The organism is Extibacter sp. GGCC_0201, from assembly GCF_017566055.1.
Lineage (GTDB): Bacteria > Bacillota > Clostridia > Lachnospirales > Lachnospiraceae > Extibacter.
Map to the genome: position 1 here is coordinate 34,979 of NZ_JABFCH010000023.1, position 19,778 is coordinate 54,756.

Here is a 19,778-nt window from a genome sequence, read left to right on the forward strand (position 1 = left end):
CAGGTTTTCACGCGCCTATTCTATTTCGGCGGCTTTGATTTTCAGAGCCGCCGTTTCTTTTTATCTATCTAAATTCTAACGATAACTCTCCTACTAGATAAAGACATGGCGGTATCAAGGAGGTATCGTCATGTCCTTTTTCCTATGCCCTAATAGACTGTTATCAAAAAAAGCCATTACCCGCCAACGGGTTATTCTGGCTACATAGATGAACTCACAAATCATACATATACTTTTGATAATTCCTTTGCGCCTGTCTGCAATTTGCAGACGGGCGCATTTTGTATTTTATCAAAAAACTTTTTCAAAAAATTTCTAAAACCAACGTCCATTTTGAAGTGCGTTGGTTTGAGGGTTTACGAAAGGGGACATTTCAAACTCCACCGCTTTCGCGGCAGCGAAAGGAGGTGAGAACATGAACGAGCCTATTCGTACCCAATGGCAAATCCGTTGTGCTTTTAACGGCTTTTGCAAACTGGCGTTGAAGCGAGAAGCTATGAATGCCCACAGGGACACAAAGCAGCGACAATTACGCGAGGTTACTTTTTCTGACCTGTCGCCACTGGAAGAAAAACAGCTCTACGTCTGCGACGAGTATTTTGCAGATGATGAAGCAGAACAGTCTTTCGTTGTCGGCGGCAAAGAAATTACTGCGAAGCTGCTTGCCGAAGCCCTGCACAGTTTGCCGGAAGAAAAGCGGGAAACCGTACTGCTGTATTATTTCTTTGACATGAGCGAACGCGAGATTGCAAAGTTTTGTAATCTGTCAAGGACAACGGTACAGTCCCGCCGGACAAGCTCAATGAAGCTGTTAAAACGCTATTTGGAGGAAAAAGCCTATGACTGCACAGATTAGTAAATCAGAACAGGACGAACGCGGCTTGTTGCCTTACCCGGTAATCATAGCCGCTACTAAGGGCGACCCGGAAGCTATGAACATTGTCGTACAGCATTACGAAAGCTACATAGCGTCCCTGTCTATGCGAAAGCTGCGTGATGAGCGCGGAAATATCTATTGGGGCATAGATGAGGATATACGCGACCGCTTGCGTTCGCGTCTTATGCGGGCTGTCCTTTCATTCAAGGTTTGAGATAACCACAAGCAGCGTCCCCCTTTCCGCTGCCTGTTGACTTGACCTTACTTGCTCTTTGACAAAGAAAGCGACGCAAGATAACGGCGACGCAGTATAGGGCAAATCGGATACGTCCTTTTTGCGTTGAGCCATACGGCAGGTGCGCCATGACGCTTTTCTTCTATTGGAGAAAGTCGAGCGACCACCACCACGCCGGGGAACAAGTGTAGCGGCTTGTGGGCGACGACACGCACTAAGGGTAGACAAGCCTTTATAGCCATAGTCCGAGCGTTAAAAGCGTCGCAGGCATTGGGTAGAGCTGCCTTAACGGGCAGGGGTGGAACTCCCGCGAGGTTGTGCTAACAGCCGTCCGATTAAAGCCCCTTTTACTATTCACTTTTCCTAATATTGAAAGGGGGACGATACTATGAGTAACGCCGACGTGCCTATTTGGGAAAAATACACGCTTACGATAGATGAAGCAGCTAAATACTTCCGTATCGGAGAAAACAAGCTGCGTAAATTAGCCGAGGAAAATCCTGCCGCCGGGTGGGTTATTATGAACGGCAACCGTATTCAAATCAAGCGCAAACAGTTTGAAAAAATGATTGATACCATAGACACAATCTGATAGTGAAATTGAGCCTTGAATGTGCTATAATGGGATAAGCATATCAAGGCTCTTTCCGTCTTGGAAAGGAGCATTGAAAAATGTCAAAGAAAAGACGTGACAGCAAAAATCGAGTTTTGCGGTCGGGAGAGAGCCAGAGAAAAGACGGAAGATATGCTTACAAATATATAGATACCTTTGGTAATCCGCAGTTTGTGTATGCGTGGAAGTTAGTACCTACGGACAAGACCCCTGCCGGAAAGCGTGAGGATATATCCCTACGAGAAAAGGTAAAAGAGATACAGAAAGACCTTGACGACGGGATAGACACCATAGGCAAGAAAATGACGGTCTGCCAACTTTATGCAAAGCAGATACGCCACCGGGGAAATGTAAGGTACAATACGAAAAACGGACGCAAGCGGCTGATGAAGCTACTGGAAGAAGATAAACTTGGGGGCTGCCCGATTGACAGCGTGAAGCTGTCCGACGCGAAAGAATGGGCAATCCGCATGAAAGAAAAAGGAATTTCCTATAAGACTATCAGTAATGACAAGCGTTCCTTGAAAGCTGCCTTTTACACAGCGATACAGGACGATTGCATAAGGAAAAATCCTTTTGACTTCCAGTTAAACACTGTCATTGAAGATGATACAGAACCAAAGGTTCCGCTAACACCAGCGCAGGAAGAAAGTTTTTTGTCCTTTGCTCAAAATGACAAAGTTTATCAGAAGTATTATGACGAGCTTATTATTTTGCTTGGGACAGGGCTTCGTATCTCTGAACTTTGCGGGCTGACCGATACTGACATTAACTTTGAGAATAGGATAATCAATGTAGACCACCAACTTTTAAGAAGTGCGGAAACAGGATATTACATTGAAACACCAAAAACGAAAAGCGGTATTCGTCAAATTCCAATGAGCGAAAAAGTATATGAAGCATTTAACCGAGTGCTGAAACGGCGCAGGGGTGCAAAAGCTGTTACTATTGACGGTTACAGCAACTTCCTTTTCCTCAACCGGGACGGCTACCCGAAAACAGCTACCAATTATGACGGTATGTTTAGGGGGCTTGCAAAGAAGTACAACAAGTACCATGAGGAAGCTCTACCGAAAGTAATGACACCGCACACCTTACGTCATACGTTCTGTACCAACATGGCAAATGCCGGAATGAACCCGAAAGCATTACAGTACATTATGGGACATTCCAACATTACTATGACGCTGAACTATTACGCACACGCTACTTTCGACAGCGCAAAAGCTGAAATGCTGCGGATAGCAGCTTAGTAGTAAATCAAGGTTTTACTACTTCTTTACTACTTTTGAAAGCAAAAACCTAAGCGGATATAAAAATATATGTGAGTTTCTTCCGATACGAAAAATGCCGGAAAAGCCTGTAAATACGGGCTATACCGGCATATAAGAACTTCTAAAAAGATAATCAAAATTCATATCTAATTTTGACTTAAAACCAGCGCTTTATGCTTATTATGTAAAACATATGTCAGAAGGTACATTTGTTTCGTGGCTTGCAATAGATAAACAAAAAATTATCGGAACAAGTGGCATTTCGTTTGTTGAAAAGGTTGCGGTACAATACAAGTTACCGCTTCAGATATGGGGGTAACGTTATATAGAGATTTTGGATTTTTAGAAAACGGAAATTTTATGCAGATTAAATTGTAGTACAGATTAGAATTTATAGGGGAGAAATCGTATGGGTAGAAAAGAAGCGACAACAAAAGGAGATTTGCTTACTGTCATTGACCTATTGGAAGATGCAGGAATTACTTATTGGATTGACGGTGGTTGGTATGAGTTTGAAAAAGACTTTTTTGGTAACGCGGTTTTTGAAGGGAAGACAATTCCATGTATTTCTGTAAAGGGTCAAAAATTTTTCCATTCAGGTTATGATTTAAGAGATAAGGATAAGCACGATATTTTAATCCTTGAAAATGTATCAGAATAATTTACTAGCCACAGGCAAACACCTATGGATAGTAGTTTTTACTAATCCTTTTCGAACCTTTGGGTCGCTTGCTTTTATTTGTCATTAGCTGGCTTGTGGTTGGGGTTCTAAATGCCGCTGCAGGAAGCCATGCTCATGGCAGGACGTGCAAAACCTGAGACAACGATATGCTATTGTACGGTAGATTAAGCAGGCGCGAAGTATTATCACCAAAAGTATTTAAGCGAATAGTAGGAAAAGCTGAATTGTTGGTTGATAATAGAGGGTTGTTTAACTACAAGTGTACATTTTTTGCTAATAAACTAACAATATAGTTACATTTCTTGTCAAGTACATTTCTGAGATGTTATTCTTGAATCATTAATGAAAGAAGGCATGCTTATGAAGATATTTATGATTGGTGGAACTGGATTGTTGGGGAGTGAGGCAGCAAAAGAATTGATTGCAAGAGGTCATGAAGTAACAACGATTGCACGCGCCATCCCCCCATCCGATGGAGGGCTGCCTCAAGAAATGAAGGTTGAACAAGGGAATTATTTGGAAATGACAGAAGAAGAACTAAGAAAGAAATTTCAGGGGTACGACGGATTTATCTTTGCCGCAGGAATAGACGAACGTGTAATAAGCACTCCTCCAGTCTACGAATTGTATAAAAAGCACAATGTGTACCCGATACGTAAGCTGCTTAAAATTGCAAAGGATTGCGGTGTAAAGCACTCTGTCATTTGTGGCTCCTATCTTGCTTACTTAGCTAAGAAATGGCCGGAAAAAGAACTGACACGTTGGCATCCTTATATCCGAAGCCGGATCGATCAGGAGAATGCAGCTATGGAATATGCAGATGAGAATTTTGATGTGTCGGTGTTGGAGCTGCCGTATATTTTCGGAACACAGCCTGGCAGAAAACCAGTGTGGGTATTCCTGATAGAAACGATATCAAAGATGAAAAATGTAACGCTTTATATAGATGGCGGTACGGCTGTAGTGACGGTGCGTCAGGTTGGGCAGGCCATGGCCGGAGCTATGGAACGCAACAGAGGCGGACACTGCTACCCGGTAGGATACTACAATATGCCATGGAAGGAAATGGTTAAGATAATGCAGAGATGCATGGGTCATACCAGTCAGAAATTGATTTACGTTCCTAGGCAGCGGTGTGTTGTGGAAAGCGAAAAGATGATGGCAAAACAGAAAAGTAAAGATTTAGAAAGCGGAATGGATGCAGTAAAATTAGCTGACGTGCAATATGATAAAGCATATATTGACAAAGCCGAGGGGAGTGATTTCCTTGGAGTGACAGAAGATGATATCAACAAGGCAATTGCTGAATCTGTGGAATCATGTATGGACTTTTTAAACAATAAGGTTGAAATGAAAGAAATGAAGGCGGACTAATCATAGGAGAGTGCTTCTATGATATAAGAAGCACTCTAGGCAGAAACGTACTACAGAAAAAGAGGAATCCTGCCGCTGCTGCATCCCGCCGTAGAAGGCAGACTCTATGTGCTTGGAAAGCAAGGCGATGACTCCTCTTAAACGGAATATCCGATTATTCCCAGTTATAAAAATGGTGAATAATTTCAAGACACTCTCCATCTGCATGGTATAGCGTGGAACCGTCCCGGTAATGGGGCGGTTTGTTTATTGAACTTTAATATCTAAAGAAAAGTCTGTGAACTTCAAGTTATAATCATCGCTGTATACGTTTGGAACAACCACTTGAAAATCTTTTGACTGGTCGATAACCGGGAATACAAGAATACCGGAAGTAGACGCACCAGGTGTAACATCATATCCTAACTCCTCATAGCCGCCGTCATACGGAGACGTGCTGTTGGTGTCTTGCTGGATTTGCTTTCCATCTTGGATGATTCGGATATCATATCGTCCAAAGCTGGCATTTTCAGTTCCACCATTAGTTACTGTCATATAAACTCTTGTTTCTATGTCAGAGAATTCTACTTTATCAACAGATACTGCAAGCCCGTTTTGCTCCGCAGATACAGATGAAACGAGTTCCTTGGTCGTTGGGGCGACCGCCTCTATATAAGTTATTTTTGTTACAGAATCTGCTTTTATAACCGGGCAGGTTATCGTGCCGCCCATGAGGTTTTCCCCTTCGAATGTATCGGTGATTTCCCCATCAATGGCAACATAATCATTAACGGCAAATGAGCTGTCTTCCAATCCAAAAATAAAGTCTTTGCTATAGTTTACGATATCATAATAAGCTTGATACGCAGCAATGCCATCTTCAGTATCAGGACCATTAAATATCTGAGCATTTAATTTAACGTACTTTCCTTTGTACTTTTCAGGATCAGTGAATACATCAGAGATCTGCTCTTCGTCAATATACTCTTTCTCCTTTGGTTTGGATTTTTCCTTTGTTTCTGAGCCTTCGCCACCACAGGCGGCTAGTGAAAGCGCCATAGTTGCTGCCAATAAAGCAGCTAAAATTTTCTTTTTCATAACGTTTCCTCTCTTCCTTTGTTTTAGCCAGGAGGAATGCACTCAGGCTTTGCAGCCATCGAATTCCTTCTTGTTTAGATTTTACAATGCTCCGTAATAAAAGTAAATAAACATTGTATTATTAAGCAAATGATTCGTTGGGAATAGTGTATAATGCAATATGATAATAGTATAGATTGCAATATTACAAAATAGAAAGTCTGCCACATGCGATGAAGATTTGTAATTACATAAAAAGAACCAGCTAAGGGATGCTCAGCCGGTTCACAGTATTCTGTCAATTCATTTTATATATAAAGAAATTTAGCAAGGCGGCAAACACACACCATAATAGATAGGGTATCTGCAGATATGCTGCCAGAGGGCTTATCTTGTAGAATTCCTTAATCATTAAGCATATGAGGGCAATTAATATTGTAAGCCATATCAAAGCGAATAAGTAAAGATTAAACCGGAAGAAAATGATGCTCCAGCAAAAGTTAAAGAATAATTGAAGTATATATATCTTCAATGCTTTGCCTTTAAAAGGGTTATCTGAGTCATAAATGATGTACGATGATATTCCCATCAAGACGTACAGAATCGTCCAAACAATCGGGAAGACATATGACGGGGGGCTGAAATCAGGTCTGTTAATAGAAGAATACGTTGTCATGCCTCCGCTCAACAAAGAAGATAAAGACCCCACTGCAAGAGGGATAAGAACCGATATTATTAATGGGCTTCTACTTTTTTCATTCATATCATCACATTTTCCTTGCTTTACTTAAATCATATGCAGCTTTCCTGGCAAGTATGCTTGCCAGCATATCAGCAAGTGTCGTCAAGTCGTCAGAAAGTACAGCAATCTCATCTTCAAAAGGAAAAAGGCCCGCATAAGCGGGCTATCCTTCCTGATACAGATAATTGTAGAGAATGTCAATGAATTCCCCGTTTGCCGGCTTCTGCTTAAGCTCATAGCCGGTAATGCTGATTAGAAGCTCCCGGTTTCCTTTATACCAGCAGTTTGAAATAGCAGTGCGGATACAGTGCTCTACGTTATCCCTTGAGGTGCTGAAATGTGTCGCTACATCGATATACAGCGTCTTGTAGATAGACAGCAGGTACTCGGTATTTGACATGCACAGATGTAGTGCATACAACAGAAAGTGAAACCCTTTCAGTGTAGAACGTATCCCGAGCTTTAATAATAAAGCTCTTTGTTGTTTGTCCATGGCAGTGCCCCCTCCTCACGACCTTACGGCTATATTGTAAGCATTTGGCAGCGAAAAAGAGAATTGTGGAAATAAACAGATTTTAAAGGATTAAAATAATGTAAAAAAGTCTAAAAAAGATGATAACAGAAATGTTACTACATATAAGGGCAGATTGATACGCCAAAGCAAAATGATGAACTGACATCGCAGGCAAGACCTGGCGGGATGGCTGTAGGGCGTTGCAGAGAAACAGAGTATAGATAGCTTTAATTACCGTATGAGAGTACCGGAATCACTTGACGGATTCCGTATTAGAACTTAGAGTAAAATAAAATGAACATAAAAAAATAAAGCGGTTCAAATGCAAGAAATGGAAGGAGTAAGTATGTATATTTACAAAGTTAAGGACAGAAATCCAATGTTGATAGAACAGCTTGAGAGGGTCTGGAAAGAATCTGTAAAAGAGACCCATTTGTTTTTATCAGATGCAGAGATAAACAATATTCAGAAGTACATTCCTCAGGCTTTGATGGGTGTCGCCCAACTGATTGTAGCAGAGAATGAGAGCGGCATTCCGATTGCATTTATGGGGATAGAAGAACATAAACTTGAAATGCTGTTTCTTGCGCCCCAAGAACGTGGACATGGCTTAGGAAAGAAATTGATTGAATATGGAATCAAAGAATACGCTATAGATGAAGTGGGTGTAAATGAGCAAAATACAAAAGCAAGAGGATTTTATGAACACATGGGATTTCGGGTTTACAAAAGAACAGAGACAGATGAACAAGGCAAGCCATATCCTGTCTTATACATGAAACTGACATAAGCAATCTATAAATGATTGTAAGCAGTTGGAGCAGTGCGCTTATTGCCAGTGGATAATATCCTTAGCCCCCCCTGGACATCATACCCTGTTCTTGGATTTTCGCAGTAAAGTTTTAAAAGTGTCCCACTATGTCCCTATCCTTATTGGTAGGATAACACTATCAAATATTAAGGAGGATAAAAAAATGAAGAGAGTCTGGAAACAGACTCTCTTTTGTGCTGTTTTAACAAATATTTGGATAGTTATTGACAAATAATAGTGCATGGATTATATTGTATACAAACACAAATACAAATACTATGTTGTAAGATACGATTAAACTGACAAAGGCAAGAGGTGAAAGGATGAAGCTGAAACAGATAGGGAATAAGAAGTCGCTGACAGAACAGGCATATGAGGTCCTGAAGGAGGCAATCATATCAGGAGAATTCCAGCAGGGCCAGATACTTACAGAAGAACAGCTTGCCAATGAGCTTGCCATCAGCCGGACACCGGTTCGGGCAGCGGTAAAGCAGCTGGAATTTGAGAATCTTGTAGAAGTAAACCCATCCAGAAACATCATAGTTGCAACAATTACAGAGAAGGATATCGAGGATGCCATCCAGGCAAGGAGCCTGGTCGAAGTAGAGGTGGCTGGTATGCTGGCAGAGACCGCCACAAGGGAACAGTGTGAACAGTTAAGAAAAATCGTAAGCCGGCAGATGGAAGCAGTAAAGGCAAATGACTATCTCAGCTTTCTTGAGCACGAGTGTGAATTTCATTCCAAAATTGGAGAATATTGTGGAAATGTATGGTATGAAAAGCTGCTGAGAAGTATCAGCATTCTGCAGAGGCGTGTCCTGACACTGGCAGGGCATCTGGAAGATGACTGGGAATTTGCGGCCGGTGAGCATTCGGAAATTGTAAATTATCTGGAGCAGCACCAGAAGGAAGAGGTCCGTACGTTGATGAATAAGCATATAAGAAACGGACAGCCGGCATATCTCTTCAATAAAAAAGAGGGACATTTTTAGAAACAGAAAGGAAGGATCGGATATGAAAGGTAAGGTCGTAGTAGTAGGACTGGGTCATTTAGGTGCCCATGTGATGCAGATGCTCGCACTCAGAGGGATTGCAGATGAAGTGGTAGGGATTGATTATAATAAAGAGAAGGAATACGGAGAAATCAGAGATCTGGCCGATATGGCGGCCTATCTGCCCAAGCAGTGCAAGATACGAAGTGGAAGCTATCGTGATTTGAAAGATGCAGAAGTACTGGTTATCACAGCCAGCGGAAGGATATGTGATGAAGACCGTCTGAAAGAACTGGATGGCTCTATAGCAGTCATAGACAGGATAATACCTGAAATACAGAAGAATCAGTTCTCCGGTATCGCAGTAGTGCTCACGAATCCATGTGATCTGGTTGCATACTACCTCGACAGCAAGATTGATGCTACAGTGATAGGAACGGGGACGGCACTCGACTCTTCACGTCTTCGGAGCCGGGTAGGAGAAGCGCTCGATATCGCACCTTCCAGTATCGAAGGCTATTGCATCGGGGAACACGGGGACAGCCAGACGGTAGTGTGGTCCCAGGTGAAAGCAGGCGGCGCAAATATGGACGGACAGCTGACGAGGGAGCAGATGCAAGAGATTGAGCAGGATACGATAGAGGCGGGCTGCAAGATTGCACTTAGCAAGGGAAGTACGGAATTCGGCATTGGAATGGCGGCCACGGAACTGATTAAGGCTATCTGCGGGGATGAAAACAGGGTTCTCCCCTGTTCCGTCAATCCAGAAGGGTATTATGGACAGGACGGCTGCTTCGCCAGCATACCGTGTATCGTGTCGAAGAATGGCGCCAGACCGCTGCCGGAGATGGAGATGACAGAACAAGAGGCAGAACGATTCCAGGCTAGCTGTGATATGCTGAGGAAGATTATCCGGGAGAAGTTCGTCTAGAAGACCCGTCTGATACAGACGAATACATGCTTGACCTTCCTGTGCGGAGGATAGTTTAAGATAAGATAGGAGGGCAGAGATGTATAGAATCGGCCAGTTTTCTAAAATATCAGGATTAACTGTAAAGGCATTGCGCTATTATGATGAGGAGGGAATCTTAAAGCCCTCCTACAGAAATGAAGAGAACCAGTACCGGTACTATAGTGACGAAGACGTAAAAAAGGCCAGGCTTATCAATTTTTTGCGTTCGCTGGAATTCTCTATAATGGAGATTCGAGAGATAGCCGGTATGGTTGAAAGTGAGGAGGAGCTGGCATGTATCCTTCAGGAGAAGGTTAAGCTTATTGAAAGCAATATCGACAGGGAGAAGGAGCTAATACGAAACATCAGCAAGAATATCATTCCCCAGAAGGACAGACAGGAGTATAATGAATATAAGATCGATACGGTAGTGATTGGTGAGGAGCTTGTAGCTTCAATCCGGTTTACGGGGAGATACAAGGACACTGGGAAATATGTCCGGCAGCTTTATAAAGCAGTGGGCCATAACAAGCATGGAAATCACTTCAACTGCTATTATGACGAGGCCTGCATGGAGACCGCGGACATTGAAGTATGTGTGCCCGTGAAGAAAAGAGTTGCCGGCACCGCAGTCTCGTTTAGAACGCTGCCTGGAATTACGGCATTAAAAACAGTACACCATGGCAGTTACGATACATTATATCTGGCATACAGAGCAGTATTCGATTATGCGAACAGACAAGGCCTCCAGCTGCTTAGCCCGTCAAGAGAAATATATGTCAAGAGTCCGGGTATCATATTTCAGGGCGATCCTGCCGATTATATTACAGAGATTATCCTGCCCTTACAATTTGATAAGGAGCAAGAGAATGGAACAGATTGTAGAGAACTTTAAGACACAGGGAGGAAAACACTGCATCACGAATTCACTAAAGCAGATCTTCACCTATTATGGATACGCGATGTCAGAGGAGATGACGTTCGGGCTTGCTTCCGGCCTTTCTTTTTTGTACATAAACCAGTCCACATCCCCTATGATAAATGGAAGGACGAAAGTATTCGAGTTTGAGAAAAAGCTGGCGGAACGTCTGAACATTAAGATTGGATGCCGGTCCGGCAAAGATTATGACCGTGTCAGTGCCGCATCAAAGCACATGATAGATACTGGCAATCCGGTCTTGATTTATGTGGATATGCCTTATATGAACTACTTGGGCATGGACAAGGACAGCCATTTTGGGGGACATGCGGTAGTCTTGTTCGGCTACGATGACATGAGGAGAACGTTCTGGATAAGCGACAGGGATAACCATGATTATCCGATACGGGTTCCCGGGGGACAGATAGCCGAAGATTATCATCTCGTTGATTACGCTGAACTTGAAAAGGCACGCAGCAGTTCCTGCAGGCCGTTTCCTGCTAATAACAAATACTTGACATTTGATTTTGGGGGCTATAGAAGACCGGGGAAAAAAGTATTGCAGGAGGCGGTAGAAGAGACATGCCGGACGATGTTGGATCCTCCCGCACAGCTTCTTGGAATAAACGGAATCATGAAGTTCTCAAAAGAAATAGTAAAGTGGGAAAAATTCGATTCCGCTAAACTGCGGCAGGCGGGATTGGTAAACTATTTTCAGATTAACGAAGCAGGCGGGACAGGCGGTGGAATCTTCCGCAGCATGTACGGCCACTTTCTGACGGAGGCTGCGCATATATTAGAAGATGATGCAATTGCCTCATTAGGCCAGGAGTTCATCCGTGTCTCTGAATTGTGGGATGGTATAGCAGACGGCCTCTGGCAGCTTTCTCTCGAGGGCGACACGGCACTCCTGAAGAAACTGTCACGCTCCATCCGGTACATCTATGATACAGAAAAAACACTGTATCTATCACTTGAAAAAGCCATCAGCAGTACGTGCCTTTCCTAAAACTAAAGGGCAGGGGGTGGGAATATGAAAAACAAAAGAAAGATTATGGGGATACTGTTTTTTGCTGTCTTCACAGTAATCCTCCTCCTTTGTACAGCCTATCAGCTATGGGCAGATCCGCACCGGGGAGAAGTAGAAGAAACAGGGGGATAAGGAGAAGGAGGCCATGGGCAGCCGCGTCAGCGTACTGAGCCTGTGGCAGTCCATAGCCAAGATTATGGCCCTTATGAATGACGGACATACCTCGGTAATGCCTTATTATCCTGGTGCGGTGCCACGGCTTCCGTTCCGGTGCAAAAGAGACGGAGATAGCCTTACATGTGACGGCGGCAAGTATGACGGATACCGAATACTATCGATAGGAGGTGTCAGCGAAGAAGAATTGTTCAGAACCTTTCTCCGGCAGTCTTCCTATGAACTTGAGGGATTTGCCTCTGTCTTGTATGCGAACCATATAGACAGGAAGGACTACCTGAATTTTCTGGGCTCGAAGCGGATACGGATGTAGATATCGTAATGGACACACCAGATGGAGAAGTGAAAGAAACGCTCCGTTTCGAGGAAACAGACCTCTTGGCCCGTAACAATGATTCGTTCGTCAGCTTTGAAATCGATGAGGAGAAGAATGTGGCGGTACTGACCTTGAAGGAATGTAACTATAACGATGAGTACATAGATACCTTGAAAGAGTTTTTCAAGGCTGTAAAGGAACAGCAGATTGGCAGCATTGCAGTTGACCTGAGATACAACGGAGGGGGCAGCTCCTATGTAATCAACGAATTTCTGCGATACATCGATATAAATGAATATTATATTTTCGGTGATATAGATGTCAGATACGGACCGTTTCTTCTGACAGACGAAAAAGAGCTGATTTATAACCAGCAGGAAGAGGGACTTGTTTTTGACGGAACCGTATATGCACTTACTTCTTCCGGTACCTTCAGTGCGGCTACTGATTTTGCCGTTGCAGTCACGGACAATAATCTGGGATACGTAGTAGGGAGCGTGTCGGGAGGAATGCCGTCTACATATGGCGACCTGGTGCAGTTCCAGACGCCAAATGCCAGGCTGCTGTTCACGGTATCATACTAATATTTTCACAGGCCTGATCCTGGTAAAGACGCAGAGCCTTTAAAACCGGACTATCCGGTGGAGGCAGGCAGAGCTTTAGAGGAGGTGTACAGGCTGGCAGGACAGTAGGGGATGTACTAAAAAAGCGGCGGAAAGCGCCGCTTTTTTTGTGCCTGACAATTCAATGGTTTCCTGGAGTTTCATGTATTGGGCAGATATCGCTGAACTTACTTCAGATACGGTCAATTCTCCTGTGCCTTCAAATAATGAAACAGGATGTCGATAAATTCTCCATTGGTAGGTTTTTGAGTAATCGGATATCCGGCTATCTTTATAAGGAAAGTCTGATTACCCTTATACCAGCAGTTGGACACTACGGTACGGATACAATGCTCGACGTTATCTCTGCTCGTGTTATACTTTCTTGCTACATCTACGTACAGGGATTTATATACGAATAGCAGATAACGTTCGTCAAGCATACACAGATGAAGAGCATATTGCAGATAATAGAACCCCTGGTACGTTGAGCGAATCCCAAGCTTAAATATGAGGTTGTTGATTTTTTCCACACTTCTTCCTCCTTCCATTAAAATTGAGGGCAATAAGTAATTGTATCTAATTTAACAATAAAATAGTGATAAAGGGAATGGAAAAGATAAAAATAGAAATAAACAGATAAGAATAGTCCTAAATCGACGAGAACATATATAAAAAGAGGAAACAGATTACTCTGCTTCCCCGTCTTTTACTATATCCTCAAGTACATGAATCAAGTCATGGATGTTCTCCAGCCGGACGTCACGTTCGAGAATACAGTTTTTCAAGTTGATAGACAATGATTCAAACTTATCCCTGATTGCAGGGGCAACATAAGATGCCATGGAATCACCTCCGCTGTTAGTGTGCGGAGAATTGGGATAAATATACGGATGGGGCAGACTAAGGTCAAATGATAAAAAGCAACCAGACGCTCATAAACATTCTGATTGCTTTTTCATTGAAAATTCGTTCCTGCTAAAAGCAGATGACGGGAATCGAACCCGCCTCTCCAGCTTGGGAAGCTGGCATTCTACCGATGAACTACATCTGCGCATATATCTGCACAAGAAATATTATAGTCCATAGGCCGGAAAAAATCAAGGAATGAATTTAATTTTTCACCTGACTGGTACGAGCTGTATAGATGTGCTTGATACGGTCAGTGTCGTACCTTCCGGAAGGCTTACATTTCGGCTTCCGCTTACCGCTGTCGTCTGGACAGGAGAAGCCGGGGAAGCATCCTCTCTGGGCGTATCCGGTGAAAACCATCCCCAGATTGCCATAAGGGCAATGATGACGGTGATTACGATTTTGGTAACTTTCCCCCACTCTTTGTATCTCCACATAAGGAAAAGCCCTACAGGGAAGAAAAAGATAAGGAACAAGATGATTACCCAGGTCTTCATATACCATTTCTCGACAGTATACTGATAGTCTGAATCCTCATATTTAAATGGCTTGTATTCTCTGGAATCTTCTTTCTTCTTTTCAGACGGCTCTAATTGCGTATCACAATAGGGGCATGTGTTTCCCTCCATATTGCCGCCGCAGTTTGGACATTTCATAAAAAACCTCTCATTCCTGATAATCTTGTATTTTTATTTACAGTGCATAATGGCCGATGATTCTGCCTATCTCTACTATATTGCTTCTGCCTGTAAACTCGAACTTCACTTTTCCCAATCCGCTGAAATACATTTCCAGTTCACTGTCCATATCAAGTACACCGGCCGTTTCTACTGAAAATACGCTTATCTTTGAATAGGGCATAGATGTGAAATCCTTTTTCTTCCCGGTCATTCCTTGTACATTGACAGAGATAACCCGCTTATCCGTAAATAGGCAGTAGTCGCGGATGCCCTTATACACTCCGATTACCTGTTCCCCATCGATCAGCAGTGGCGCAATATCTTTCATCACGACAGAAGGATCGGTCTCCTTAAGTTTGACATACTCGCTGTTCTTAAAATCGATCATATTTTTTCCTCTCTTTCATTTACTTTTTATAATTGATATGTAGTAATAGCGTTATTATAACACGCTAAGAGAGAAAGTGAAAGCGATTTTTCCTGTGATATTATGGAAATAAAGACGTTGCATTTTATATAGAAAGATAATATAATTTTCTTATGTTTATGCAGGAGAAAGCGGGATTTTAAAATTATGAAGAGGGATAGATTATGAAGAAAAGAGTAGTAGTAGCATTGGGGCACAGAGCCCTTGGAACAACACTGCCGGAACAGAAAGAAGCTGTAAAGCATTCGGCAAGGACTATCGCCGGGCTCATAGAGGCAGGTTACCAGGTGGCAATTACACACAGCAATGCGCCTCAGGTCGGGATGATCCATACCGCTATGAATGAATTCGGCAGGGCACATCAGGACTATACGGCGGCGCCCATGTCGGTATGCTCGGCCATGAGCCAGGGATACATCGGTTATGACCTGCAGAACGGCATACGGGAAGAGCTATTGAACCGTGGCATCTACAGGACGGTAAGCACGGTACTGACTCAGGTTGTCGTGGATCCGTATGACGAGGCGTTCTATACGCCGACCAAGGTGCTTGGACGTTATATGACGGCGGAGGAAGCCAATGAGGAGAGGAAAAAGGGAAACTATGTGGTGGAAGAGCCGGGAAAAGGCTACCGGCGTGTCGTGTCTGCCCCGAATCCGGTGAGCATCGTAGAGATAGACGCGATAAAAGCCTTGATGGATGCTGACCAGATTGTCATCGCCTGCGGAGGAGGCGGCATCCCTGTATTGCAGCAGGATAACCACCTCAAAGGCGCCAGCGCGGTTATCGAAAAGGATCTGGCAGCAGGCAGGATGGCGGAAGAAATCGATGCCGATGAGCTCATTATCCTGACAAGCGTGGAGAAGGTCAAGATTAATATTGGCAGGCCGGAGGAAGAGGAACTTGGCCAGATTACGGTAGAACAGGCGAAGGAATATATGGATGCGGGACATTTCGGTAAGTATAACATGCTGCCGAAGTTCAGCGCTTCCGTGGCTTTTATCGAAAAGAGAGAAGGACGCGGTGCGCTTATAACTTCATTTGACAAGCTGGATGCGGCACTGAAAGGAAAGACAGGAACTATCATAAAATAATTGCTGCATAACCTGGAGCTTCACGGGACATACTAAGGAAAAATGCGAGGAGGATTGACCGATGAAAGCCAGAGTAAACGAAGGATGCATTTCCTGCGGTGCCTGCGTAGCCATCTGCCCGGAGGTGTTCCGCTTTGATGATGATGGCATCGCGGAGGCATATGCCGACGTGGAGCCGGAATACGAAAGCACGGCAAAAGATGCAAGGGACGGATGTCCGGTGTCTGTTATAGATATTGAAGAATAGTGGGGATGTACATGACACATTGAACGGGAAGGCGCAGCGCCTTCCCGTTTTGCGGTGCCGAATAAGTAAGATGTAAAATCAGCTTGACATATAATGTAAAGCAGACTATACTATAAATGTAAAGCGTGCTATACAAGAAGGAAGGGGCAGACGTTATGAAAACCCGGATACAGGAACTGAGAAAAATACATAAGCTGTCCCAGGAAGAGCTGGCGATGGCGGTCGGGGTCACACGGCAGACAATCATCTCGCTGGAGCGGGAGAAGTATACAGCTTCACTCGTGCTGGCATATAAAATAGCACGGTACTTTGGAGTGAAGATAGAAGAGGTGTTTGACTTTTCTGATGTGGAGGAGATATAGGTATGGAAGACTACAGGAACAAATTAAAGCGCGGTATTATATTTGAAAGCATATTTGCAGCAGTGTCAGTAGCGGTAATTGTCTTAAGCTATATGAGGGCAAGCGCCATGGATGCGTCAGAACATGCGGGGAGCTTTTTCCAGGGATTCCAGGCAGGGATGTTTACCGTGTGGGCGGGAGTGATGCTCTATGGAATATTCGTGTCGGCCAAGGCGCTTCGGAGCAGGGAATATCTGCGGAAGCTGTACATCAAAGAGCATGATGAACGGACGCTTGAGATATACACGAAAGGCCAGGCCAAGGCATACAGGCTGTGCCTTATAGCATTCATGACTGCATCGATTATAGCCGGATATTATAATACGGCGGTATTTTATACGCTCATGGTTGTCACGGCTTTTTCGGCAGTGTGCGGCGGCCTGATGAAATTTATTATGTCCCGTTCATTATAATGTTGTTGACAAACAGAGAAAAAAGAAATATTATTGTATTAGCATAATAATACAAAAATTTATGAGGAGCGCAGTTATGATTGAGATTAAGAATTTGACAAAAATCTATAAACTGAATAAGAAGCAGATGTTGGAATCCAAGACGAAGAATCCGATGAAAACTGCTGTAGACAATCTGAGCCTGGATGCGCATGAAGGTGAGATATATGGGCTTCTGGGACCTAACGGTGCCGGAAAGACGACGACGCTCAGATGCATTGCAACGCTGATCAAGCCTACGGAAGGGGAAATCTACGTCAGCGGACATGAGGTCCAGAAGGAACCAGAGGCGGTAAGGGAAAGCATCGGATTTCTCACAAGTGACATTAAGCTGGATGAACAGTTTGATGTGGATTATATGTTCGGTTTTTTCGGACGCCTGCATAATGTTCCGCAGGATGTGCTGGGAAGACGCAAAGAGGAGCTCTTTACATACTTTGGAATCAAAGATTTTGCCCACAAGCAGATTAAGGAACTATCTACAGGTATGAAGCAGAAGGCGGCCATTGCGGTGAGCCTTGTCCATAACCCGGATATCGTAATCTTCGATGAGCCGACCAACGGGCTTGATATCATTACAGCGAGAAGCGTAACCGACTATCTCAGGAAGCTGAGAGATGACGGGAAGCTTGTCATCGTATCCACGCATATCATGTCTGAGGCAGAGAAGCTGTGTGACCGTATCGGCGTGATTATTGAAGGAAACAAAGTGGCCGAGGGCACGCTGGCGGATCTGCTTAAGATGACCGGCACCGATGATTTGGAAGAGGCGTTCTTCGAGCTGTATAAGGAAAGAAAGGGGGAACTGTAAGATGAACGGAATCAAGCATATATTTGGGAAAGAGATGGCCAGAATATTCAAAGACAAGAAGATGGTGTTTTCCGTATTCTTTCTCCCCGTACTTATCATGATATTGATTATGACGATTATCAGCGGTCTTGTATCCAATATGGAAGACGATATAGAGTCCCACGAATCGGTAGTATATGTTGCAAACGAGCCTGCCAGCTTTAAAGCCTTCCTCGGTGACAGCAAGCAGGAATTCAAGTCCAGGCTCATTGACGCTGGCGGGATGGAGAAAGCCAAGAAGGATATCCTTGACGGCAAAGCCGATCTGATTATAGAATTTCCGGATGGATTTGAAGATGCCGTCGGCGGCTATGAAGCCGGAAATACGATTCCACAGGTTAAGACGTATTATAATCCTTCCGAAGATTATTCCAAGGCGGCATATGAGAATATTTCGGGTGGTGTTCTGGAAGCCTACCGGCAGTCGCTGCTTGCGGGACGTGTAGAGGATCTGGCACAGCTCACCGTGTTTACAGTGAATTCAGACAATGAAGATATGATTATCCAGGACGATGAGAAAGCCAGCGGCAAGGCGATAGGGATGATGCTTCCGTACTTTATCACGATTCTCCTGTTTGCGGGAGCTATGGGTATCGGAACCGACATGATAGCGGGAGAGAAGGAGAGAGGAACGATGGCGAGCCTGCTCGTGTCCCCGGTCAAGAGAAGCTCTATCGTTCTCGGAAAAGTGTTCTCTCTTATGACAATCTCCGGCATATCATCTCTTATATATGTGATTGCGATGGTCGTATGTGCGCCTCTGATGATGAAGTCGATGGTAGGCTCCGGGGCGGACAGTCTGAACATCAACCTGAGCGTACAGCAGGTAGTGATGCTCGGCGCACTGCTCGTGGCGATTGCGTTCCTCTACTCCAGCATCATCGCGCTTGTCTCAGTATTTGCCAAGTCTACGAAAGAGGCGAATACCTATGTGATGCCGGCTTATATGCTCGTGCTTATCATAGGGCTTCTGACGATGTTCACGACAGGGGATCCGACACAGACAGACTACTATATTCCGCTTTATAACAGCGCGCTTGTAATGAAGGGAATACTGGGCCAGAACGTGACTATGCTGCAGTATGGCATCACCCTGATAGAGACGCTTGTAATCGGCGGCGTACTCCTGGGCGTCATCGTCAAAGCCTTCCAGAGTGAAAAAGTCATGAACGTCTGACACTTCTTATCCGTCTGCATATACTGTCAATAAGAAGCAGATGCAGACGGAGGGGGTCAGGCCCCTTTCGAAAGGGGCCTGACCCCCTTGTGCATTCTGCACGATTCGGGAGGAAGAACGCTGTATGAGACTGAGTGAGCTTCAGAATAAAGAAGTGATCAATACTTGTGACTGTAAAAGGCTTGGATACGTGGCAGACCTGATAATGGATGACTGCGGGTGCCGCGTGGAAGCTATCATTATTCCAAAGTCGGGCAAGTTCTGTGGATTTTTTGGCGACGGGAGCGAGTATATCATTCCGTGCAAATGTATCAAAAGAATTGGACCAGATGTCATACTGGTAGAAATTCACGAAGAGACAAAATAAAGGGAAAA

At 44.1% G+C, this 19,778-nt stretch carries 28 protein-coding genes, 1 tRNA gene and 1 pseudogene; 21 read left to right on the forward strand and 9 right to left on the reverse strand.

What is annotated here, in order from left to right:
- Positions 1-415: 415 nt before the first annotated feature.
- The 6 genes and pseudogenes from HJV72_RS14605 to HJV72_RS14630 all read left to right on the forward strand — a co-directional run bounded on the left by HJV72_RS14605 (position 416) and on the right by HJV72_RS14630 (position 5,055).
- Positions 416-856 carry an RNA polymerase sigma factor gene (locus HJV72_RS14605; RefSeq protein ID WP_002610364.1) on the forward strand — a complete coding sequence of 147 codons (441 nt, stop codon included), beginning with the start codon at positions 416-418 and terminating at the stop codon, positions 854-856.
- Positions 840-1,091 carry a helix-turn-helix domain-containing protein gene (locus HJV72_RS14610; protein WP_002610366.1) on the forward strand — a complete coding sequence of 84 codons (252 nt, stop codon included), beginning with the start codon at positions 840-842 and terminating at the stop codon, positions 1,089-1,091. Before HJV72_RS14605 ends, HJV72_RS14610 begins: the two co-directional genes overlap by 17 nt.
- 409 nt (positions 1,092-1,500) lie before the next feature.
- Entirely contained in the window at positions 1,501-1,704 is a 204-nt protein-coding gene (locus tag HJV72_RS14615) for an excisionase (RefSeq protein ID WP_002610370.1), read from the forward strand.
- 80 nt (positions 1,705-1,784) lie between these two features.
- The gene (locus tag HJV72_RS14620) at positions 1,785-2,978 is read left to right on the forward strand and encodes a site-specific integrase (RefSeq protein WP_002610375.1); all 1,194 of its coding nucleotides are present in this window, start codon (positions 1,785-1,787) and stop codon (positions 2,976-2,978) included.
- A gap of 511 nt (positions 2,979-3,489) precedes the next feature.
- A pseudogene (locus HJV72_RS14625) lies at positions 3,490-3,660 on the forward strand (nucleotidyltransferase domain-containing protein); the annotation flags it as partial.
- 381 nt (positions 3,661-4,041) lie between these two features.
- On the forward strand, positions 4,042-5,055 hold the full coding sequence (locus HJV72_RS14630) for an NAD-dependent epimerase/dehydratase family protein (RefSeq protein ID WP_208071982.1): 1,014 nt from the start codon (positions 4,042-4,044) through the stop codon (positions 5,053-5,055).
- A 246-nt stretch (positions 5,056-5,301) separates the two neighbouring features.
- On the opposite strand, the gene HJV72_RS14635 is transcribed toward HJV72_RS14630, so the two are convergent.
- The 4 genes from HJV72_RS14635 to HJV72_RS14645 all read right to left on the reverse strand — a co-directional run bounded on the left by HJV72_RS14635 (position 5,302) and on the right by HJV72_RS14645 (position 7,346).
- Positions 5,302-6,132 carry a hypothetical protein gene (locus HJV72_RS14635; protein ID WP_208071984.1) on the reverse strand — a complete coding sequence of 277 codons (831 nt, stop codon included), beginning with the start codon at positions 6,130-6,132 and terminating at the stop codon, positions 5,302-5,304.
- Between the two features lie 277 nt (positions 6,133-6,409).
- Complete coding sequence (locus HJV72_RS20360) at positions 6,410-6,874, reverse strand: TspO/MBR family protein (RefSeq protein WP_208071986.1); 465 nt, start codon at positions 6,872-6,874, stop codon at positions 6,410-6,412.
- A gap of 4 nt (positions 6,875-6,878) precedes the next feature.
- Complete coding sequence (locus HJV72_RS20520; protein WP_442899301.1) at positions 6,879-6,980, reverse strand: hypothetical protein; 102 nt, start codon at positions 6,978-6,980, stop codon at positions 6,879-6,881.
- 36 nt (positions 6,981-7,016) lie between these two features.
- Positions 7,017-7,346, reverse strand: coding sequence for a sporulation initiation factor Spo0A C-terminal domain-containing protein (locus HJV72_RS14645; RefSeq protein ID WP_208071988.1), 330 nt, complete (start codon positions 7,344-7,346; stop codon positions 7,017-7,019).
- Positions 7,347-7,713: 367 nt separating this feature from the next.
- Here HJV72_RS14645 and HJV72_RS14650 point away from each other — a divergent pair, with 367 nt between their 5' ends.
- The 8 genes from HJV72_RS14650 (at position 7,714) to HJV72_RS14680 (ending at position 13,145) form a co-directional block, all read left to right on the forward strand.
- Positions 7,714-8,157, forward strand: coding sequence for a GNAT family N-acetyltransferase (locus HJV72_RS14650; RefSeq protein ID WP_208071990.1), 444 nt, complete (start codon positions 7,714-7,716; stop codon positions 8,155-8,157).
- A 344-nt stretch (positions 8,158-8,501) separates the two neighbouring features.
- Entirely contained in the window at positions 8,502-9,170 is a 669-nt protein-coding gene (locus HJV72_RS14655) for a GntR family transcriptional regulator (RefSeq protein ID WP_208071992.1), read from the forward strand.
- Between the two features lie 22 nt (positions 9,171-9,192).
- Complete coding sequence (locus HJV72_RS14660) at positions 9,193-10,101, forward strand: lactate/malate family dehydrogenase (RefSeq protein WP_208071994.1); 909 nt, start codon at positions 9,193-9,195, stop codon at positions 10,099-10,101.
- 79 nt (positions 10,102-10,180) lie between these two features.
- Positions 10,181-11,017, forward strand: coding sequence for a MerR family transcriptional regulator (locus HJV72_RS14665; protein ID WP_208071996.1), 837 nt, complete (start codon positions 10,181-10,183; stop codon positions 11,015-11,017).
- On the forward strand, positions 10,992-12,050 hold the full coding sequence (locus HJV72_RS14670) for a BtrH N-terminal domain-containing protein (RefSeq protein ID WP_208071998.1): 1,059 nt from the start codon (positions 10,992-10,994) through the stop codon (positions 12,048-12,050). Before HJV72_RS14665 ends, HJV72_RS14670 begins: the two co-directional genes overlap by 26 nt.
- A 24-nt stretch (positions 12,051-12,074) precedes the next feature.
- On the forward strand, positions 12,075-12,203 hold the full coding sequence (locus tag HJV72_RS20000) for a hypothetical protein (RefSeq protein WP_256435970.1): 129 nt from the start codon (positions 12,075-12,077) through the stop codon (positions 12,201-12,203).
- Positions 12,204-12,216: 13 nt separating this feature from the next.
- The gene (locus tag HJV72_RS14675; protein WP_208072000.1) at positions 12,217-12,558 is read left to right on the forward strand and encodes a hypothetical protein; all 342 of its coding nucleotides are present in this window, start codon (positions 12,217-12,219) and stop codon (positions 12,556-12,558) included.
- An 8-nt stretch (positions 12,559-12,566) separates the two neighbouring features.
- Positions 12,567-13,145, forward strand: coding sequence for a S41 family peptidase (locus tag HJV72_RS14680; RefSeq protein ID WP_208072002.1), 579 nt, complete (start codon positions 12,567-12,569; stop codon positions 13,143-13,145).
- A gap of 221 nt (positions 13,146-13,366) precedes the next feature.
- Here HJV72_RS14680 and HJV72_RS14685 read toward each other — a convergent pair whose 3' ends face one another.
- The 5 genes from HJV72_RS14685 to HJV72_RS14705 form a co-directional block, all read right to left on the reverse strand.
- On the reverse strand, positions 13,367-13,714 hold the full coding sequence (locus tag HJV72_RS14685; protein ID WP_208072004.1) for a sporulation initiation factor Spo0A C-terminal domain-containing protein: 348 nt from the start codon (positions 13,712-13,714) through the stop codon (positions 13,367-13,369).
- Between the two features lie 138 nt (positions 13,715-13,852).
- Positions 13,853-14,008 (reverse strand): hypothetical protein, encoded by a 156-nt coding sequence (locus tag HJV72_RS14690; RefSeq protein WP_006442578.1) that lies wholly within the window; start codon positions 14,006-14,008, stop codon positions 13,853-13,855.
- 138 nt (positions 14,009-14,146) lie between these two features.
- A tRNA-Gly gene (locus HJV72_RS14695) sits at positions 14,147-14,217 on the reverse strand.
- Positions 14,218-14,284: 67 nt separating this feature from the next.
- The gene (locus HJV72_RS14700; RefSeq protein ID WP_208072006.1) at positions 14,285-14,731 is read right to left on the reverse strand and encodes a TrbC/VirB2 family protein; all 447 of its coding nucleotides are present in this window, start codon (positions 14,729-14,731) and stop codon (positions 14,285-14,287) included.
- 37 nt (positions 14,732-14,768) lie between these two features.
- Complete coding sequence (locus HJV72_RS14705) at positions 14,769-15,143, reverse strand: PH domain-containing protein (protein ID WP_049727210.1); 375 nt, start codon at positions 15,141-15,143, stop codon at positions 14,769-14,771.
- A 203-nt stretch (positions 15,144-15,346) separates the two neighbouring features.
- Between HJV72_RS14705 and arcC the strand changes: the two genes are divergently transcribed.
- From arcC to HJV72_RS14740, 7 genes are all read left to right on the forward strand, one after another.
- A complete protein-coding gene (gene arcC / locus HJV72_RS14710) occupies positions 15,347-16,276 on the forward strand; it encodes a carbamate kinase (protein ID WP_208072007.1) in 930 nt (309 codons plus the stop codon).
- A gap of 61 nt (positions 16,277-16,337) precedes the next feature.
- Entirely contained in the window at positions 16,338-16,523 is a 186-nt protein-coding gene (locus HJV72_RS14715; protein WP_208072009.1) for a ferredoxin, read from the forward strand.
- Positions 16,524-16,678: 155 nt separating this feature from the next.
- Entirely contained in the window at positions 16,679-16,885 is a 207-nt protein-coding gene (locus tag HJV72_RS14720) for a helix-turn-helix transcriptional regulator (protein ID WP_208072011.1), read from the forward strand.
- A 2-nt stretch (positions 16,886-16,887) separates the two neighbouring features.
- Positions 16,888-17,337, forward strand: coding sequence for a hypothetical protein (locus HJV72_RS14725; protein WP_208072013.1), 450 nt, complete (start codon positions 16,888-16,890; stop codon positions 17,335-17,337).
- Between the two features lie 76 nt (positions 17,338-17,413).
- On the forward strand, positions 17,414-18,187 hold the full coding sequence (locus HJV72_RS14730; RefSeq protein WP_208072014.1) for an ABC transporter ATP-binding protein: 774 nt from the start codon (positions 17,414-17,416) through the stop codon (positions 18,185-18,187).
- A gap of 1 nt (position 18,188) precedes the next feature.
- A complete protein-coding gene (locus tag HJV72_RS14735) occupies positions 18,189-19,403 on the forward strand; it encodes an ABC transporter permease (RefSeq protein ID WP_208072016.1) in 1,215 nt (404 codons plus the stop codon).
- 124 nt (positions 19,404-19,527) lie between these two features.
- Complete coding sequence (locus HJV72_RS14740; protein ID WP_208072018.1) at positions 19,528-19,770, forward strand: YlmC/YmxH family sporulation protein; 243 nt, start codon at positions 19,528-19,530, stop codon at positions 19,768-19,770.
- Positions 19,771-19,778 lie beyond the last annotated feature (8 nt).